Raw genomic sequence first — 17,060 nt, 5'->3', positions numbered from 1 at the left:
ATACTTTTAGAGTCTAACTTAATATTTACCCAAAAAGTTAGTATCAAAGAATCATTTTCTCAATTGGCACTACCAAAATACCTTCTGCACCAGCGTTTCTAAGAGCTTCTATTTTTTCCCAAAACTCACGTTCTTCTAGCACACTGTGTACTGAACTCCAACCTTCTATCGCCAAGGGCAATACGGTCGGGCTCTTCATACCTGAAATGATAGTGATGATTTCATCCAATTTATCATTAGGTGCATTAAGCAAAATATATTTATTGTCCTGTGCTTTTTGAACCGCATTTATTCTAAATAAAATCTTGTCTAGAAGTGCTTTTTTATGGTCGCTTAAGTTATTGTTGGCTATTAAAACCGCTTCCGATTTAAATATCTTTTGTACTTCTTTGAGACCGTTGCTCAAAAGTGTGCTACCTGAACTCACAATATCGCATACGGCATCTGCCAAACCTATAGAGGGGGCTATCTCTACCGAACCGCTGATTTCGTGAATCTGAGCCTCGATATTATTTTCAGAAAGATATTGTCCCAAAATCTTTGGATATGAAGTCGCAATACTTTTTCCATCTAAATCTGCAGGTCCTTCAAAAGGATCCTCACGCGGTATAGCAATAGATAATCTACACTTAGAAAAACCAAGCTTTTTGGAAACAATAACGTCTTTTTCAGACTCTACCAAAACGTTTTCGCCTACAATTCCTAGGTCCGCTACACCGTCTTCTACGTATCCAGGGATATCGTCATCTCTTAAAAATAAAAACTCAGCTTGAAAATTTGATGATTCAGACTTCAGTCTTCCTTTACCCATTTCAAGTTTAATTCCACACTCTTTGAATAGTGCTATCGAATCTTCGCTCAATCTGCCTGATTTCTGTATTGCTATACGGATATTCCCCTCTTTATTCATTAATTCGTGTTATTTGGCACAAAATTAGCCTGATATTTTACAACAACCAATTTTCAGTAAAATTAATAACAAAATAATTTTTCAATAAATTTTGAAAATTCAATAAGCTTAGTTAATTTTAAAAACTCAAACCTAGCACCTAACCAATTTAGCATGAAGCATTTAAATTATTACAAATCAAAAAAGAACACTTCCGTATTCCAATTAAAGTGGTTTAAAGTACTTAATATGATAATTTTATTATCATTGGGTATTTATGGAATCATAAACCTTTAGTAGTTAACACGTTATTCTTTTTCTAAACATCTGGTCTAATTCAACCTAGAGCGGATGTTTTCGTTTCAATCAAATAATTTTAAAGCTATTTCGTAGCAATATTTGGCATCGTTTTTTTAAATTGCTAAAAAAAACGGCCATGCGATTCGTAGTTCTATTATTTTCCATTCTTATTTTTCAATCATCTGCTCTTTTCGGTCAAAATACGTATTTTGTTTACCTTAAAGACAAAGCACAAAATACCTATAGTCTCTCTGCTCCCGAAAAATTCCTCAGCGAACGCTCTATAAACAGACGTATTCGGCAACAAATCAATCTTACGCAACGTGACTTGCCGGTTTCAGATAAATATATTTCAGACATAAAAAGCTTAGGAATAAAGGTTATCTATAGTTCTAAGTGGTTAAATGCCGTTTTAGTAGAAACTTCATCTGCCAATCTTCCCAAATTACTGGCACTTTCGTTTGTAAAAAATATTGAAAGCAATTCTGATATAAAAGGTGCAAGAGTAGGTGCGGCAAAAACCACCAAAGAAAAATGGGAAACTGAGGTAAACTACGACTACGGCACTTCGCTAAATCAAATTACGATGTTGGGTGCTGATCAGATGCACAAAGATAATTTGACTGGAAAAGAAATTTTGGTGGCAATACTAGATGGAGGTTTTCAAAATGCCGATCAAATGGCGGTATTTGATCATATATTTAAGCAAAATAAATTAATAGATAAGTTTGATTTTGTAGCCCGAAACTCCAATGTATTTGACGACCACAATCACGGCACCAATGTATTGAGCTGTATAGCCGCCAAAAGCGAAGGCAACTTAATAGGTACCGCTCCCGATGTTAAGATAGCTCTTTACCGAACAGAAGACGTTTTTACCGAAACTCGCATAGAAGAAGTGTATTGGCTGTTAGGTGCCGAGCGAGCAGATAGCGTAGGAGCCGATGTAATAAACTCGTCATTGGGTTATTCTCAGTTTGACAATGCGGCTCAAAACTACGTGAATGCAGATATGAATGGCGACAAAACCATTTGTGCCAAAGCGGCAGATTTTGCCGTGGCCACCGGAATGTTGGTGGTAGTTTCTGCAGGAAACGATGGCAACAGCCCATGGAGATACATAGCGACTCCTGCCGACGCTGACTCAGTGATATCCGTAGGTGCGGTAGATCAAAATGGATTATATGCATCATTTAGCTCTGTAGGACCTAATGCCAAAAACAATATAAAACCTGAATTGGCAGCCAAAGGCCTTGGCACCAAAATAGCCACACCGCAAGGTGGATTTGGCACCTCAAACGGCACATCATTCGCTTCTCCCCTATTGGCGGGTTTTGCGGCCAGCCTTTGGCAAGATTATCAGGTAATTCCTGTTATGAAGTTTAGAGAGATATTGATAGAATCTGGCAAGCAATATAAGTCGCCCGACAATATATTGGGATACGGTATACCTCAATATCAAGTCGCGAAAAAATTAGCAGACGAATACATTAAAAGCCTCGTTTTAGCTAAGTCGGCTCCCGAAACTAATACTCTTAAAGTATATCCAAACCCCAGTAGCTACCGAAATCCAATCCGATTAGAAATAAACAACATAGAAATAGCGAACAATGAAACCGTAGAAGTTATAAATATTAACGGTATTAGGGTTGGGGCTTATACCTACGCTGAATTAAACGCTAACCCAATCTTTACACAATCTGGAACATACCTTTTCAAAATCAAAAGAGAAGAGAAAATTTACACCATCAAACATGTGGTGGAGTGAGGCAAAAATACTTTACTATTTTAATTTGGGTATTACACAGTTCCTCCCATGCCTTTGATTTTATCTTGCAATAGTTCAATAATGGTCCTTTGATGGGAGATAATCTCGTTTAAAGCCATGGTGTCTGTGATTTCTTTTTTATCCTCTTTATTTAAAAGTTTAAGAAGATAATCTCTTTTATCTCCTTTTGGAATATACGCCCCTTTTTCCCATGATCCTATGGTAGGTTGAGAGACCCCTAAAATAATTCCAAGCTCTGTTTGAGAAATTTTGTTTGCAAGGCGATACTTTCTGATCTGTACCCCTAAGTCTTCGTTGGACATTTAGTTTTAAATTTTAAATTTTAAGTTATGTTTATGTTTTTTTTGGGGTTGTTTTGGATTTTTGAATTTCCAAAACAAATCTAAACCATTAAATTAAAAAACTCAAGATATTTATATTATCAGCAATGTTTTTTTTTGTAAAATTCTTATTTATAGTATTTTAAGAAAAAAAAAACTATTGTAAAATATATTCTGACGAAAAGTTTTATTAATAATATAAGTTTTCTTATAATTTTTAAAAGTTAAAAATTTGGAAATATTTATTTTACCCTACTCTTTTGAATCTTCAAATCGACTCTAAACAATCGAAAAATAATATCCTAGATACTTTTACCCTTTTCTTTAAATAGTTACAAGTACCTGATACAGAAAGAGGTGCTTTGGAGTATTTGGAAACTAGCCTTGATGAAGGTTATATGGTGGCTTATTCAGAAGCTCTTAATCATTTTAATATTGAAAATGCCACTATTAAAAATTAATCACAAAGATTTGGTTTTATCTAGAGATATAATTCAATAATTTCAAAAAAGTTTTTGCAAAGCAATAATATATTTTTTAAACTTAAAATTTTAAACAAAAATTTAGAAAATTCAAAAAGATCAAGAAGCATTTAGTAACTCTGAAATTAAACAATCGCAGTTAAGAAGTTTATAAGGTGGAGCTTCGAGCAAAACAAATGATGAGTCAATTACATATACTCGATTGCCTTGGGGTCCTGATGATTACAAAGATTGTTATACAGATCCAGAACATTAATCTAAATTATCCTGGGGTTACAGTCGCTAGGATAATAAACAAAAAAGTGCCAATTTTATGTCTCCTAAATTAATTAAAACTAATATAATATTTTGTTTATTATTAGTATCATGGTCGAATTCAATTTTTGGACAAAGCTTAGAAACATTTAGAAATAGTTTTTATGAAAAAGTAAATAAAATTGAATTAGATTCTGCTTACAATTTGTTCAAAAAATACTTAGAAAAAGAAACAGTTCATTGTAAAGATTTTGTTTACGCTGCATCAATTTGTAGCAAGATTGATAAAAAATCTGAATCTTATCGATATTTAGACTTGGCTTTGAGTTGTGGAATAGATACAGTAGAAATTTTCACTCTTTCGACATTTAAAAATTTAAAAAATGATAGTATCTGGAATCATAATTTTGGAAATTTCGAAAAGCTTTTTAACCCTAATTTGAGAAATACATTATTGGAATTGAAAGAAAAAGATCAACAAATGTTACAATTTTATTCTATTCCTAAATCAGACAGCAATTGGAAAGTGTCTAAATATAAATTTGACTCAACCCAAATTTCCCATGAAAAATTTGTTACCAGTTTAATCGATACTTACGGAATTGTTCCTATTAATTCAGTAGGTAAAGATGCCCAAATGGTTATATTATTGGTTTTACAACACTCTTGGGATACTAAATTACGATTAAAATATTATCCATTTTTTAAAAAAGCTACATTTGAGAATAAATTTGATAAACAAATGTTCGCACTTTTTCATGATAGGGTAAAAGTCGAAATGGGTAAAAAACAGCTGTATGGTTCTCAGTATTTTAGGTCTGATTTAGATGGAAAAGTATATCTTTTTCCAGTAAAAAGATATAATGGTCTCGCTAAACGAAGAAGTCAGATGAATTTAGAAAAGATTGATAACTTTTTACTTAGAAATAATATTGAAGATTATTTTTCTAATAAAAAATTAAGTATGGAATATTTAAAACAAAATCCAAAAAGGATTCAAAAAATATTGTCTAGTTATAAATAATAAATTCCCTGATAGGTCGATTAAAACTTGGACACAAAACTAAGTTAACAATTAATTAGATTTGTGTATGTCAATGCATCGAAAAACATGGTCGCCAACAGAGAAGGAGAAAATAGTTCTTCATTCTATTCAACATGGCGTTAGTGAAGCTTCCAAGGAGTTTGGGGTTTCATCAGTGAGTATTTACATTTGGAAAGAGAAGTTAGAGCATCTAGGCAAAAGTGGTTTGCAATCGGGAGCGATGACTGACTCGGAGCGGGAGCTAAAATTGTTACGTCGTGAAAATGAAGCTCTAAAAAGAATTGTGGCTGAGAAAGAATTAGCTATTCAGATTAAGGATTCCCTTTTAAAAAAAAGTCAATCAATAAAGAAATGAAAATCATGGAAATTGATGAGTTTTTGGAGCAAGGTAAGCCTAAACACTTGGTATTGAAACATGTTGGACTACAAAGAAGTAGCTAATATTATTCCTCAACTGGGACGAAACCGGGTAAAAGGGCATCTCGATTTGTATACGACATTCAGGATAATAAGCATGACTTAAGTTATGTGATAAAAGAAATCAAAACACTATTAAATGGAGAGTTTGTTGATTATGGCTATTACAAAACATATAGTTACTTAAACCATGAAAAAGGCTTGAAGATTGGGGCTTATAGAACTTATAAGCTTATGAAAGAGCATAATTTATTAAAATTTCAACGAAGTAAATCTAAAAAGACAAATAGGAATTGGGTAAAAGATTTGGTTCCAAACGTTCAAAGTGAATTTAGCTTTTTAGAGTTTGACATTAAATATGTTTACATTCAAGGAACGCACTCAAACGCACAAGTATTAACGATTTTAGACGTATATTCAAGATGGCAATTAGGCCAATATATAGCAAATTCAATTAAATCAGAAGATGTAATTAACCTATTCGAGCAGGTTTTTGATACTTATCCTATGCCTCAACAATTTATCGTCAGAAATGATAACGGATCACACGGGGGCGACCTTTCGCTTTGAAGCAACAATTGTACAAGAGTACTTAAGAAAAATGGGCTTTATTCAGGAGTTTACCAAACCTGCAACACCAGAACAAAATGCTCATATTGAGTCTTATCATTCAATTATGGAAAGTGCTGTTTGTCAGCGATTTGAATTTGAAAATATAGAAGACTTTAAACAAACAATGACGAGATGGAAGAAATTTTATAATTTCGAAAGAATTCATGGCGGATTAGGCTACAAAAGCCCAAGTAAATTCCTCCAATCAATTGGTGTCAAAATTGACCCAAAATGGGAAAAGTAAATTAATTATCGTGTCCAAGTAATTGCGTTTAAGACATTATTAGAAATGTTTTTTTGTAAAATTCTTATTTATAGTATTTTAAGAAAAAAAAACTATTGTAAAATAAATTCTGACGATAAGTTTTATTAATAATATAAGTATTCTTATAATTTTTAAAAGTTAAAAATTTGGAAATATTTATTTTACCCTACTCTTTTGAATCTTCAAATCGACACTAAACAATTGAAAAATAATATTCAGATACCTTTACAAAATTCCTAAAACATGCTAAAGTCTTTCAGCTTTTTATTTTCATTTCTTTTTTTTTCTTTTAATGGATTTTGTACAAATACTATTAAAGGAAATACTTACTTAAAAGAAACAAATATTCAGATTTTTTTACCTATTGAAAATATAGCTAATAGGTTTATTCCTACTTTTTTTAAATCAGATAGTGAAGGTAATTTTGAGATTAAATTTAATTTACAATCTTCTAATTCTGTAGATATTATTATTGGAAATATCCCCTTAACATTATTTTTAAGTATTAACGAAAATATTTACATAAAAAACAACAACCCTTCTTCTTTGGAGTTTTTTGGAGATAATTTTCATGGAAATAATTTTTTTAATTTAAATTATAATATATACAAAAATAAAAAATTTAATGATTTGAAAGATAATATTGAAATTCATGATTTTAGGTTTAATGATTTTTTAAAAAAGCAAACATTTTGGTTAGATTCATTAAAATCAAAAAGCTTAATTACCAATGAGTACTATACTCTTGCTTTAAATAATATTCAAGCAAGTCTTCTTTGGGAATACCACAACCTTTTGGAGTCAAATTATAAAAATAATCATGCATTAAATAATGAATTTAGATCAGTATTAAATAAATTAGATATAAAGAATTTAACTAAAACAGAAGCGGGGATAATGTTTTATTCATGGTCTTATTTGTCATATCAAAACAAAAATAAACTTATCCCTGATTCAAAAAAAAATGAGTTATTGTTACCTGATATTCAATACTTATATTTTTCACCGGAAAATTTAAAAAAACATTTTTGGGGTGAGGCTTTAATAATTTATATTGAAATGGCTCCATTAATGTATGATTACAGTAAATTACTGACTCAATATCGTTCTATGTTTGGAGATAATGAGTATTCTAAAAAAATGGAATCATTATTAAAAAATAATAACTCACCTTCCAATAATATCAAAATCATAAAAGAGACGTCTGAGGATTTTTTCTCATTCATACAAAAAAATTTTACTAATCAAAGAGTTTATTTAGATCTTTGGGCAACATGGTGTGGCCCTTGCTTATTAGAATTTTCAATCACACCACCAAAGTTTAAAGAAACACTTTCGAAATATAAAATTAAACAAGTGTACTTTTCAATTGATGAAGATAATTTCGAAAAGTGTAAAAAAACAACTGAAAAATTGAATCTCGAAGGTTTAAATTTTTATTCAAATACTCAACTAACTAATTCTATAAAAGAAATTATTTATGATAGTGAAAGTTTAAGTATTCCAAGGTATATAATTATTGATGAAAATGGTAAAATTTTATCTACAAATGCACCTCGGCCATCTGACCCTGCATTAATTCAATTATTAAAAGAATTATTCCCTTAGTGTAAAAGAAAACTATAATTACTATTACATAAACAATATATATAAAAATAATAAAAAAGCAAGGTAGTTTGATAGTATATAATGAGGCTTTACCATTATTTATTTTAAATAATGTTTTGCAAAACGATTTCATCCCGATAAATATTAGGACACAAAAATAGAGTTTTAATTAATAGAAAATCAGTTAAATAAATTAATAATTTAAACAAATCAACTATGGAACAAATCAAACATGAATCATTCAAAAAATTTGAAGGTTTTATTATTGCTCCAAACCAAATGAAACAAGTTTATGGAGGTAGAAAGGCTGAAACAAGTTTTTCTGATGATTGAGGAGTATGTTTTACTGAAGAAATAAAGTATATTTTTGGGATTGAATATTAACGAACAGTTACTCCTTGTTTAACTTTAATAATATCTATGAAATTTCAATTACTGTTTTACTTCTCGCATTTACCACTGAAGCACAAATTACCAAAAGTGATTCTTTGAATTTTCAATCCTATCATGTGGCAACTAATAATGCCGAAATTTTATTTTACGAAAAAAAAATCCCAGAATCAATACAGCAGTATCTTAATGCACTTACAGTTTTGAATCCAAGCTTAACAGATTTAGTAAATAGCACTATAGCCGCTGCTATGTGTAAAAACAAAGTGGTGGTACGAGAATTACTCTCAAAGTCATTTTCATCAGGGTTGAACATAGATATTGTGTTAAAAAAGAAGATAATAAGGAAAATTTTGGATAAAAATGAAATAATACAAATCTATAATAATGCCGATAAATCCCAATATGATCCTAAATTAAAAAATATTATTGATAGTCTCATTGCTGTAAATAAGAATAACAGATTAAAAAAGACAGTATACAGTAAAGATATTGACACTCAAAATGCCTTATTCCTGAAGAATTTAATTATTTCAGAAGGTTTTCCTTCCGAATCTAAAATTGGTTACTATCCAGCAATATATATATTATTCTCTCATAATTTAGCCTTTTGGCTTTCTAATGAAAATATTGATTTTACAAATTCACTTTTATTTAAGGGGCATATATCTCCTGAGGTTTATGCATTATTAAAAGATAGAATGAAACTTCATAACACTAATTTCAAGGAAAGGGTATATTATCTACCATATAATTTTCTTGGAGAAAATTCACGCAGAAAAAAATTCTCAGTTATTCCAATTGACAATTATATAAATTTTGAATTAATCCCGAAGATAAATGAAAAAAGAGAAAGGATAGGATTGCAAAGTGTAGAAAAATCACAAAAAATTAATGAGAAAAAGTTTAATAAAAAATATCAATTATTGATATCAGGACTATTATAATATAAGAATTTTATGCTTTTAATTTGTTTCGCTCCTATGGAGTAAGCTAATGCATATAATTCCGGTTCAAGTTTTAACCTCAGGCTACAAAGGAGCCTAATATTAATAATAATAAAGCAACAAGTGAACTTAGTTGCTCCCTAGAAGCAAAACCAAATCTTTTAGCTAGCATTAAATACGATTCAAGGTATTGCCCCGCTGGGGCAAATGTTTTAAAACTAATAATTATTTTCTATTAATATTTTGCTCCTCTGTAGCAAGTTAATGCAGATTATTCTGGTTCAAGGTTTAACCTCAGGCTCCAGAGGAGCCTAATATTATTAATATTAAATCAAAAAGTGAGCTTTGTTGCTCCATAGGAACAAAACCAAATCTTTTAGCTAGCATTAAATACGATTCAAGGTATTGCCCCGCTGGGGCAAATGTTTTAACACTAATAATTATTTTCTATTAATATTTTGCTCCTCTGGAGCAAGTTAATGCAGATTATTCTGGTTCAAGATTTAACCTCAGGCTCCAGAGGAGCCTAATATTAATAATAATAAAGCAAAAAGTGAACTAAGTTGCTCCGTAGGAGCAAAACTAGATCTTTTAGTTAACATTAAATACGATTCAAGGTATTGCCCCGCTGGGGCAAATGTTCTAAAACTAACAATTATTTTCTATTAATATTTTGCTCCTCTGGAGCAAGTAAATGCATTTAATTCCTTTTCAAGTTTTAACCTCAGGCTCCAGAGGAGTCTAATATTAATAATAAAACGTAAAAAAAGATTTTATTTGCTCCATAGGAGCAAAACACTATTATTTAGGTTATTTAGGTAATAACTACATTGCTTCAAAAGTGTACTTAAAAAATCACAGCCCTTTATAAGCTTCTCTTTTACGTGGTATAATTTCATGTAATTATATACCAAGTGTTTAAAGACTTATAGGAAATACATTTTCGTTTTCATAAAAACTGGATAATTATTTGAGACCTACACAAAATTGTTAAATTGTAGCAAAACCAAGGGATTAATTGCGAATTTTGGTAAATTAAACAGACTATTTAAGCGATAATAATATGACAAAAACAATACTTCTATTTCTTATACTTCCATACTACGTTTTTTCACAATCAAAAACTGACACGATTGCATTTACACTTAATAAGCAAAACAATATTTGTATCAAAGCCAGAATAGACGATTCTGATACCCTTTTGTTGATGTTTCATACTTCGGCATCTGACATCACGCTAACCCGCGAAGCTATTAAAAACAAGATACAAATCAAGTTAGAAAACACTGACCAGATCCAAACTTGGGGAGGAATGGCTCAGTCTGAAAACAGCGAACATCATTCATTTTATATTAATAATTTAGAGTGGAGCGACCTAACCGTTTTTTCAGACGACAACTCAGGCATTGGTACCGATGGTAAGTTTGGGATTGATATTTTCAAAGGTAAAATAGTTGCTCTAGATTATGATAATTTACAGATGATTGTATCTGATAAATTACCCAAAAAACTACGTGGATATAGCAAATCTAACCTTTATTTTGAAAAAGGAAGTATGTTTATCGAAGGGAAAATAAAATCTAGAAAGTCAACCTACACAGATAAGTTCATGTTTCATTCGGGCTACGGGCGGAGTATATTACTTGATCCAAAAATATCAGAAAAATACAACATGAAAGAACTTAAAACCATAGAAGAATCGGAACTTCGAGACTCATTTAACAATGTATTCAAGATTGAAACCAAAGAAATACCCGAGGTGACAGTTGGAGGATTAAAAATCAAAAATGTACCCCTGAGCATCGCCGCACGCTCCTCTGACATTCCGATGAGGGTATTCGGAAATGACCTTCTTAAGCGTTTTAATGTAATATTCGATTTCCAGAAAAATGAAATTTATCTAAAACCTAATCAACTTCGGAAGGTTCCTTATTATAAAAAGGGATAGTCGATATTTAAGTAAAACATTTTCGAAAAGTAATGGGTAACATCTGATGGAATTATGCAAATACCCGGTTATGGTTAACTAATGCTCCTTTTTTTTAGAATAAAAATTATCCATAACGATGGAGTGTGGCAAAGTCAAAATGGAAACTACAATAAATACAAGCAAAGTGGCTGAAATGGGGAATATCTTTAACAGTGACATACCCATTAAAAACAAAATTCCTAAAACACTGATGATTGAGTATGGAAATAATAATTTGATAAAATAAAATGTAGAAAAACCTTTTAATTTTTCCTTTAAAAAATCAAATTCATCGGACAATACCTGCATAGAATGCAAGGTGCAAAAATATACGGTAAAGCCTAATAATAAAGGAAGGCAATAGAAGTTTACCAATATCAACGACAGCATGAGTGTTTCTTTTACTATCGCTTTCATTAATAGAGTTTTAAATATCACTAAAAATATACTTAAAGCAAGAAAACTGAAAATTGAAACAATAAAAATCAAACAATATAGGTATATACTCGTTTCAGAAATAAAAATACTTAAATCCGGATTTTGTTTTGCTATATCTAAAATCTCTGCGGTATTAAAAATAATTAAACTTGATAATAGAGCTGTACCCCAAGAAAAGTATACAAAGCTTTTTAATATTTTATTTTGAATTGTGTAAGTGTAGAATTGTGATTGTCCAAAATGAAAAGCGGATAAAAGCATGAAAGCTAACATGCTTATTCTTGGAAAAACCAACCACAGTATTAAATAAGCTAGCATTAAGCCTAAATAATAGAAATAAAAATCACTACTTTTTACTTCGTTCTTTTTTTGGAAAATTATATGATCTATGGCTCCATGAGGAATACCAAAAAGTGAAATAGCTACTCCGCTAATTAGTAATTGAACATCAAAAGTGAGCCATTCCGTGTAATAAACGATGGGAACCAAACTCACTAATAAGGTTAGAAACATTAAAGTTGACTTCGGCATATTGGTATTTAAAAAGAGGGGCATTTTTTTTAAAACGCCCCTCCTATTTTTCAAAGTCTTTTTGAAATTACTCAAGCAGTTGCTGATTTGCTATTAACAGCAATTCCATAAACCACTAATCCAAATCCAATCTTGTTTATGGCATCGGCAATATTGTAGAATAAATCTACATTAGACGACTCCCAACCAAACGCAGTATTTAGCCATCCGCCGGGCATACACATGTAACCAATCGGATAAATGGCCCACCCTACTAATACAAACCAAGCTAGCGTTCTAACGCCCTTCTCTACTGTGGCATTTTGACTACTTTTGGCTAACTGTGCCACTTCACCAAACCAGGCAGTATATAAAATATAGATGTAACCTAGGGTAGACAGAGCCCCCCAAATAAATGAGTGGCTTGAAGAGCCATCTGTGAAAGCTTCACCAATGTAGCCGGTTACTAACATCCAAACCGAAGCCAAAATCAGTTTCCATAAAAGATTTAGTTTTGCTCCCGCAGCTTTGGTTAGCAAATAAAACTCAACACACATTAAGGGCACTGTTAGTGTCCAATCAATGTAACGTAGTGCAGTAGGATTCTCACCTGTGGCCAAGTAATAATCCCGCATGTAATAATAATGTACAGCCGCGATTCCAGTAATAAGTGCTGAAACTAAAAGCGATAATTTCCATTTGCCGTCTACGCTACTTCTTTCGGCAAAGAAAAAAACTGAGGAGGCTAACATTGCCATATACCCTGTAAAAAAGGTAAAAGCAATCGGATCGTTCTTCGGAATGGTTAATACGTTGAGTAAGTTCATTATTATTTATGTTTAAGTTTAATAACTCACTTCCAACAGAGTGTTATCTTATTTTGTTTAACAATTCGAATATTTATTTAAACAAAATAAATATTTTTCATTTTTAACACTTATGTTTCTTTCTTTTTTCAATAAAAAACTTAAACAAATGACACTAAAAAAGCAGACTCTTTTCAGAATCTGCTTTCATATTTTCAGCTGACAAAAAAATAGCTATTATTTCTTCGCTTCTTTCTCTAGCTTATCTTGCTCATTTAGATGTTTGGTTATTTGTCTACCAGCATCTTCCAATATCGCAATCATTTTTTGGTCTTGCGTAGAATCTTTCAGCATTTGAGAAAGGTTACCAAGTACGTCTACCGCAAAGTGGTTCATTTCGTCTACAGGCATATCTTTGGTCCAAAGGTTTATTCCCAAAAGACCTTTGTGATAATGATCCCACACACTGATACAAATCGCTTTAGTCTCGTTTATGCCTTCATTTGGGTTTTCTGTTGCATCCCAAAATATCTTATCAGGTATTCTGTTATCGTCTAATTCTACCGTAAAATGTATTTCTGACTTTATCATTCTTGAAGTTTTTTTTCGCAAAATTAACTAATCCTTACCCAAGGTTCAGCATTTTTAATAAAATTATATACTACCAAACACTCTTTTTAGCAAATCACTGGTTCTTGCCAATGGGTTTTCTCTAATTTTAGCTTCTTCATCGGCAACCAATAAAAACAAACCGTCGATTGCTTTTTGTGTAGCGTAACCTTTCAAATCAGGATTGATTTTTTGAGTAAAAGGCACCTTGTTATATACGTTAGCTATATCTGTATAATATTTAGTGGCTTGTGTATTTTCAAGCGATTTTACCATATATGGCTCAAAAGCCGCAATCAGTTGCGTAGAGGTAGTTCTCTTCAAAAACTGCGTAGCAGCATCTTTATCTCCTTTCAAAATATTCATAACATCGGTAAGCGTCAACTGCTTAATAGCGGAAATAAATATAGGTTTTGCTTGAATAGCCGCCTGCTCAGCACCACGGTTAAGGGCCAACACAAACTTGTCTACCTCACTACCAAGACCGATACTTCTAAGCGTGCTCTCTACTTTCTGCACTTCCGGAGGAAAAGGTATTTTAATTCTGGGATTGTTAAAATACCCATCTACCGCCGAAGCTTTGTCTGCTCCCAAATTTACACCCACAGTCAAGGCTTCTTTAAGCCCCATCCCAATTTCATTTTCTGTCAATGGAGCATTGGTCATTACACTGTTTAGTACTTTACCCAAATTTATTTTCTGACCGCAGGCCGTAAGCACAAGTGTAGAAAACAGGATTACAATAAGATTTCTTTTCATTTATTTATTTTTTAAAATTGGAAATTCCCAATAAAATAGAGAACTTCGAACGCTTTAATTACAAAACGTAAAATTACTTTAAAAGTAACAAGCGTCAACAAATATTTTTTTTATTAAATGAAATCCATAGTTGCAGAGGTTATCACCATCGGAGACGAAATATTGTACGGTCAAATAACAGATACAAATACCCAGTGGATCAGTGCAGAGATAGACAAAGTAGGTATAAAAACCATTCGCAAAACATCCATAGGAGACCAAGAGAGTCAAATTTTAGGTATTTTGGAAGAAGGGTTTTCGAGAGCAGACATACTCTTAATGACAGGCGGACTAGGACCTACTAAAGACGATATCACTAAAAAAACCATCGCGAAGTATTTTAACGATACTTTAGAAATAAATAAAGATGCAGAAGCTTTTGTGAAAGACTTCTTTGAAAAGCGAGGTAGACCTTTTACAGAAATAAACCGTCAGCAGGCAGCTTTACCCACCAAATGCACTTATTTACCAAACATAACGGGCACTGCTCCAGGCATGTGGTTTGAGCACAATGGTAAAATCTTGGTTTCTATGCCCGGTGTACCTGTTGAGATGAAATACTTAATAGAACATGAAGTTATTCCTCGATTAAAAGCTTTTTTTGAGCTGCCTGTTATTGAGCATCATATTATTTCTACTATTGGTATTGGGGAATCTTTTTTGGCTGAAACCATAGAAGAATGGGAAGATCAATTGCCGGAACATATACGATTGGCGTATTTGCCAAGTTTTTCGCAAGTAAGATTACGTCTTACAGGTTTTGGCGATGACCGAAAAATCATTCAAGAGCAAATTAAAATAGAAGCAGAAAAAGTAAAACCATTGATAGCTTCCTATATATTTAGCGAAAGCAACCAAACCATAGCCGAAGCAGTAGGTGAACTGCTAAAAAGCAAAAATGCCACTTTGGGAGTAGCCGAAAGCTGCACCGGTGGAAATATTGCTCACATGATTACACTTATTCCGGGTAGCTCGGCGTTTTTCTTAGGAGGAGTAGTTAGTTATTCTAATGACGCAAAAATGAACGTTTTGAAGGTAAAACAAGAAACATTGACTAATTTTGGGGCAGTAAGTGAGCAAACAGTAAAACAAATGGCCGAAGGTGTGCGTATTACCATGAGAAGCACCTATGGCATAGCCACTTCGGGAATAGCAGGACCAGATGGCGGCACAGCAGACAAACCCGTAGGCACTGTTTGGATCGCTGTATCAGATGGTAAAACCACCGAAGCACGCTTACTAAAACTAGGAAAACAAAGAGAAGTAAACATTGAGTACAGCAGTGTAGCAGCACTCAATTTGCTTAGAAGATTTATAAATTAAGACTTAAACTAAAAATATGGCGAAGTTGGAAATATTGATGCCTACTATGGGCGAGAGTATTTTTGAATGTACGGTTTTAAAATGGCTTGTTAACGAAGGAGATACTGTAGCAATAGATGATATGATTCTAGAAGTTGCGACAGACAAAATAGATACCGAAATTGGCTCATCGCATAGTGGTGTTATCGCAAAGTTTTTAGTTCAGGAAGGCGATGTGGCTGTTATAGGCGAACCTATCTGCATTTTAGAAACTTCAACGACAGCAGTAACGTCAGAGGAAGTGGTACCAGATGCTCCAGAAGAAAAAAAGGCTGCAGAAGTGATACTTTCTGATATAGAAAAAATACAGACGCACCATACCTTAAGTAGCAATAGCAACGGTAAGTTTTATTCGCCTTTGGTATTGAATATTGCTAAAACTGAGAACATTTCGTCAGAGGAATTAAACAGAATCAAAGGTACAGGTTTAGAAAATCGTGTTACAAAACATGATATTCTAGCTTATTTGGAAAATAAAAAGAACGGAAAAGCTACACCACCAAACAAGGCCGTTCAGAGCTCGTTTAGCTCATCAAACGACCAAGTGGTAGAAATGGACCGTATGCGTAAGGTGATTGCTCAGCGAATGGTAGATTCGAAAAGAATTTCGCCTCACGTAACCTCATTTATAGAGTCAGACCTGACGCACGTTGTTAAGTTTAGAGAAGCAGTTAAAGATCAGTTTAAGCATGATTACAAAGAGAACTTCACTTATACTCCGGTTTTAATTCAGGCTGTTATTCAAGCCATTAAAAAATTCCCTGCTATCAATATTCAGGTTAGTGAAGACAATATTATTTTCAAAAATGATATTAACATAGGAATGGCTGTAGCCTTACCAAACGGCAATTTGATAGTGCCTGTTATTCATAGAGCCGACCAATATACGCTTGCTCAATTGGCACTTAAAGTAAACGACTTGGCAAATAGAGCCAGAAATAATCAATTGAAACCTGAAGAGCTGGCAGGAGGAACTTACACCGTAACAAACATTGGCTCATTTGGAAATTTGTCAGGAACACCCATAATTTTGCAACCTCAGGTGGCCATTTTAGCCTTTGGAGTTATCAGAAAAATGCCAGCCGTTATAGAAACGCCAGAAGGAGATTTTATTGGTATCCGTCAAAAAATGGTAATTTCTCACTCTTATGACCACAGAGTAGTAGATGGCTCGCTAGGTGGTTTATTTTTAAAAGAAGTATCTGATTATTTCGAAAACTTTAACTTGGAGAAAGATCTAAATTCTTAA

General features: G+C 32.4%; 16 protein-coding genes. 10 read left to right on the top strand and 6 right to left on the bottom strand.

Features of this window, described 5'->3' with window-relative positions:
• Window positions 1-43: 43 nt before the first annotated feature.
• Window positions 44-910, bottom strand: a complete 867-nt coding sequence (gene hisG, locus ACFOOI_RS03370) for an ATP phosphoribosyltransferase (RefSeq protein ID WP_379835058.1) — start codon at window positions 908-910, stop codon at window positions 44-46.
• Window positions 911-1,325: 415 nt separating this feature from the next.
• Here hisG and ACFOOI_RS03365 point away from each other — a divergent pair, with 415 nt between their 5' ends.
• Window positions 1,326-2,957, top strand: a complete 1,632-nt coding sequence (locus tag ACFOOI_RS03365; RefSeq protein WP_379835055.1) for a S8 family peptidase — start codon at window positions 1,326-1,328, stop codon at window positions 2,955-2,957.
• A 32-nt stretch (window positions 2,958-2,989) separates the two neighbouring features.
• Here the strand turns inward: ACFOOI_RS03365 and ACFOOI_RS03360 are convergent, their stop codons facing one another.
• On the bottom strand, window positions 2,990-3,280 hold the full coding sequence (locus ACFOOI_RS03360) for a helix-turn-helix transcriptional regulator (RefSeq protein WP_379835053.1): 291 nt from the start codon (window positions 3,278-3,280) through the stop codon (window positions 2,990-2,992).
• Between the two features lie 813 nt (window positions 3,281-4,093).
• Here ACFOOI_RS03360 and ACFOOI_RS03355 point away from each other — a divergent pair.
• From ACFOOI_RS03355 to ACFOOI_RS03325, 7 genes are all read left to right on the top strand, one after another.
• Window positions 4,094-5,059, top strand: coding sequence for a DUF6624 domain-containing protein (locus ACFOOI_RS03355; RefSeq protein ID WP_379835050.1), 966 nt, complete (start codon window positions 4,094-4,096; stop codon window positions 5,057-5,059).
• A gap of 73 nt (window positions 5,060-5,132) precedes the next feature.
• The gene (locus tag ACFOOI_RS03350) at window positions 5,133-5,435 is read left to right on the top strand and encodes a transposase (protein WP_379835048.1); all 303 of its coding nucleotides are present in this window, start codon (window positions 5,133-5,135) and stop codon (window positions 5,433-5,435) included.
• A 173-nt stretch (window positions 5,436-5,608) separates the two neighbouring features.
• Window positions 5,609-6,067: an IS3 family transposase gene (locus ACFOOI_RS03345; protein WP_379835046.1), complete on the top strand. Its 459-nt coding sequence runs from the start codon at window positions 5,609-5,611 to the stop codon at window positions 6,065-6,067.
• Entirely contained in the window at window positions 6,030-6,353 is a 324-nt protein-coding gene (locus tag ACFOOI_RS03340; RefSeq protein ID WP_379835043.1) for an integrase core domain-containing protein, read from the top strand. Before ACFOOI_RS03345 ends, ACFOOI_RS03340 begins: the two co-directional genes overlap by 38 nt.
• 264 nt (window positions 6,354-6,617) lie before the next feature.
• On the top strand, window positions 6,618-7,982 hold the full coding sequence (locus ACFOOI_RS03335) for a TlpA family protein disulfide reductase (protein ID WP_379835041.1): 1,365 nt from the start codon (window positions 6,618-6,620) through the stop codon (window positions 7,980-7,982).
• Between the two features lie 509 nt (window positions 7,983-8,491).
• Window positions 8,492-9,319: a hypothetical protein gene (locus ACFOOI_RS03330; protein ID WP_379835038.1), complete on the top strand. Its 828-nt coding sequence runs from the start codon at window positions 8,492-8,494 to the stop codon at window positions 9,317-9,319.
• A gap of 1,063 nt (window positions 9,320-10,382) precedes the next feature.
• Window positions 10,383-11,267 (top strand): hypothetical protein, encoded by an 885-nt coding sequence (locus ACFOOI_RS03325; protein WP_379835036.1) that lies wholly within the window; start codon window positions 10,383-10,385, stop codon window positions 11,265-11,267.
• Between the two features lie 78 nt (window positions 11,268-11,345).
• Here ACFOOI_RS03325 and ACFOOI_RS03320 read toward each other — a convergent pair whose 3' ends face one another.
• From ACFOOI_RS03320 to ACFOOI_RS03305, 4 genes are all read right to left on the bottom strand, one after another.
• Complete coding sequence (locus ACFOOI_RS03320) at window positions 11,346-12,311, bottom strand: Brp/Blh family beta-carotene 15,15'-dioxygenase (protein ID WP_379835034.1); 966 nt, start codon at window positions 12,309-12,311, stop codon at window positions 11,346-11,348.
• A 17-nt stretch (window positions 12,312-12,328) separates the two neighbouring features.
• The gene (locus tag ACFOOI_RS03315; RefSeq protein ID WP_379835031.1) at window positions 12,329-13,063 is read right to left on the bottom strand and encodes a bacteriorhodopsin; all 735 of its coding nucleotides are present in this window, start codon (window positions 13,061-13,063) and stop codon (window positions 12,329-12,331) included.
• Window positions 13,064-13,279: 216 nt separating this feature from the next.
• Complete coding sequence (gldC, locus tag ACFOOI_RS03310; protein WP_379835029.1) at window positions 13,280-13,633, bottom strand: gliding motility protein GldC; 354 nt, start codon at window positions 13,631-13,633, stop codon at window positions 13,280-13,282.
• A gap of 63 nt (window positions 13,634-13,696) precedes the next feature.
• Entirely contained in the window at window positions 13,697-14,410 is a 714-nt protein-coding gene (locus ACFOOI_RS03305; RefSeq protein ID WP_379835027.1) for a DUF4197 domain-containing protein, read from the bottom strand.
• A 117-nt stretch (window positions 14,411-14,527) separates the two neighbouring features.
• Here ACFOOI_RS03305 and ACFOOI_RS03300 point away from each other — a divergent pair, with 117 nt between their 5' ends.
• Both ACFOOI_RS03300 and ACFOOI_RS03295 read left to right on the top strand, forming a co-directional pair.
• Window positions 14,528-15,772 (top strand): competence/damage-inducible protein A, encoded by a 1,245-nt coding sequence (locus ACFOOI_RS03300; protein WP_379835025.1) that lies wholly within the window; start codon window positions 14,528-14,530, stop codon window positions 15,770-15,772.
• Window positions 15,773-15,788: 16 nt separating this feature from the next.
• Entirely contained in the window at window positions 15,789-17,060 is a 1,272-nt protein-coding gene (locus tag ACFOOI_RS03295; protein WP_379835022.1) for a dihydrolipoamide acetyltransferase family protein, read from the top strand.

Source organism: Lacihabitans lacunae (assembly GCF_042649125.1).
GTDB lineage: Bacteria > Bacteroidota > Bacteroidia > Cytophagales > Spirosomataceae > Leadbetterella > Leadbetterella lacunae.
Note: the sequence above shows the minus strand (reverse complement) of the source record. Positions and strands in the feature narration are given on the sequence as shown.

Coding starts and splice junctions, on each gene's coding strand:
- hisG (WP_379835058.1), bottom strand. CDS start 910: ATGAATAAAGAGGGGAATATCCGTATAGCAATACAGAAATCAGGCAGA.
- ACFOOI_RS03365 (WP_379835055.1), top strand. CDS start 1,326: ATGCGATTCGTAGTTCTATTATTTTCCATTCTTATTTTTCAATCATCT.
- ACFOOI_RS03360 (WP_379835053.1), bottom strand. CDS start 3,280: ATGTCCAACGAAGACTTAGGGGTACAGATCAGAAAGTATCGCCTTGCA.
- ACFOOI_RS03355 (WP_379835050.1), top strand. CDS start 4,094: ATGTCTCCTAAATTAATTAAAACTAATATAATATTTTGTTTATTATTA.
- ACFOOI_RS03350 (WP_379835048.1), top strand. CDS start 5,133: ATGCATCGAAAAACATGGTCGCCAACAGAGAAGGAGAAAATAGTTCTT.
- ACFOOI_RS03340 (WP_379835043.1), top strand. CDS start 6,030: ATGATAACGGATCACACGGGGGCGACCTTTCGCTTTGAAGCAACAATT.
- ACFOOI_RS03335 (WP_379835041.1), top strand. CDS start 6,618: ATGCTAAAGTCTTTCAGCTTTTTATTTTCATTTCTTTTTTTTTCTTTT.
- ACFOOI_RS03325 (WP_379835036.1), top strand. CDS start 10,383: ATGACAAAAACAATACTTCTATTTCTTATACTTCCATACTACGTTTTT.
- ACFOOI_RS03315 (WP_379835031.1), bottom strand. CDS start 13,063: ATGAACTTACTCAACGTATTAACCATTCCGAAGAACGATCCGATTGCT.
- gldC (WP_379835029.1), bottom strand. CDS start 13,633: ATGATAAAGTCAGAAATACATTTTACGGTAGAATTAGACGATAACAGA.
- ACFOOI_RS03305 (WP_379835027.1), bottom strand. CDS start 14,410: ATGAAAAGAAATCTTATTGTAATCCTGTTTTCTACACTTGTGCTTACG.
- ACFOOI_RS03300 (WP_379835025.1), top strand. CDS start 14,528: ATGAAATCCATAGTTGCAGAGGTTATCACCATCGGAGACGAAATATTG.
- ACFOOI_RS03295 (WP_379835022.1), top strand. CDS start 15,789: ATGGCGAAGTTGGAAATATTGATGCCTACTATGGGCGAGAGTATTTTT.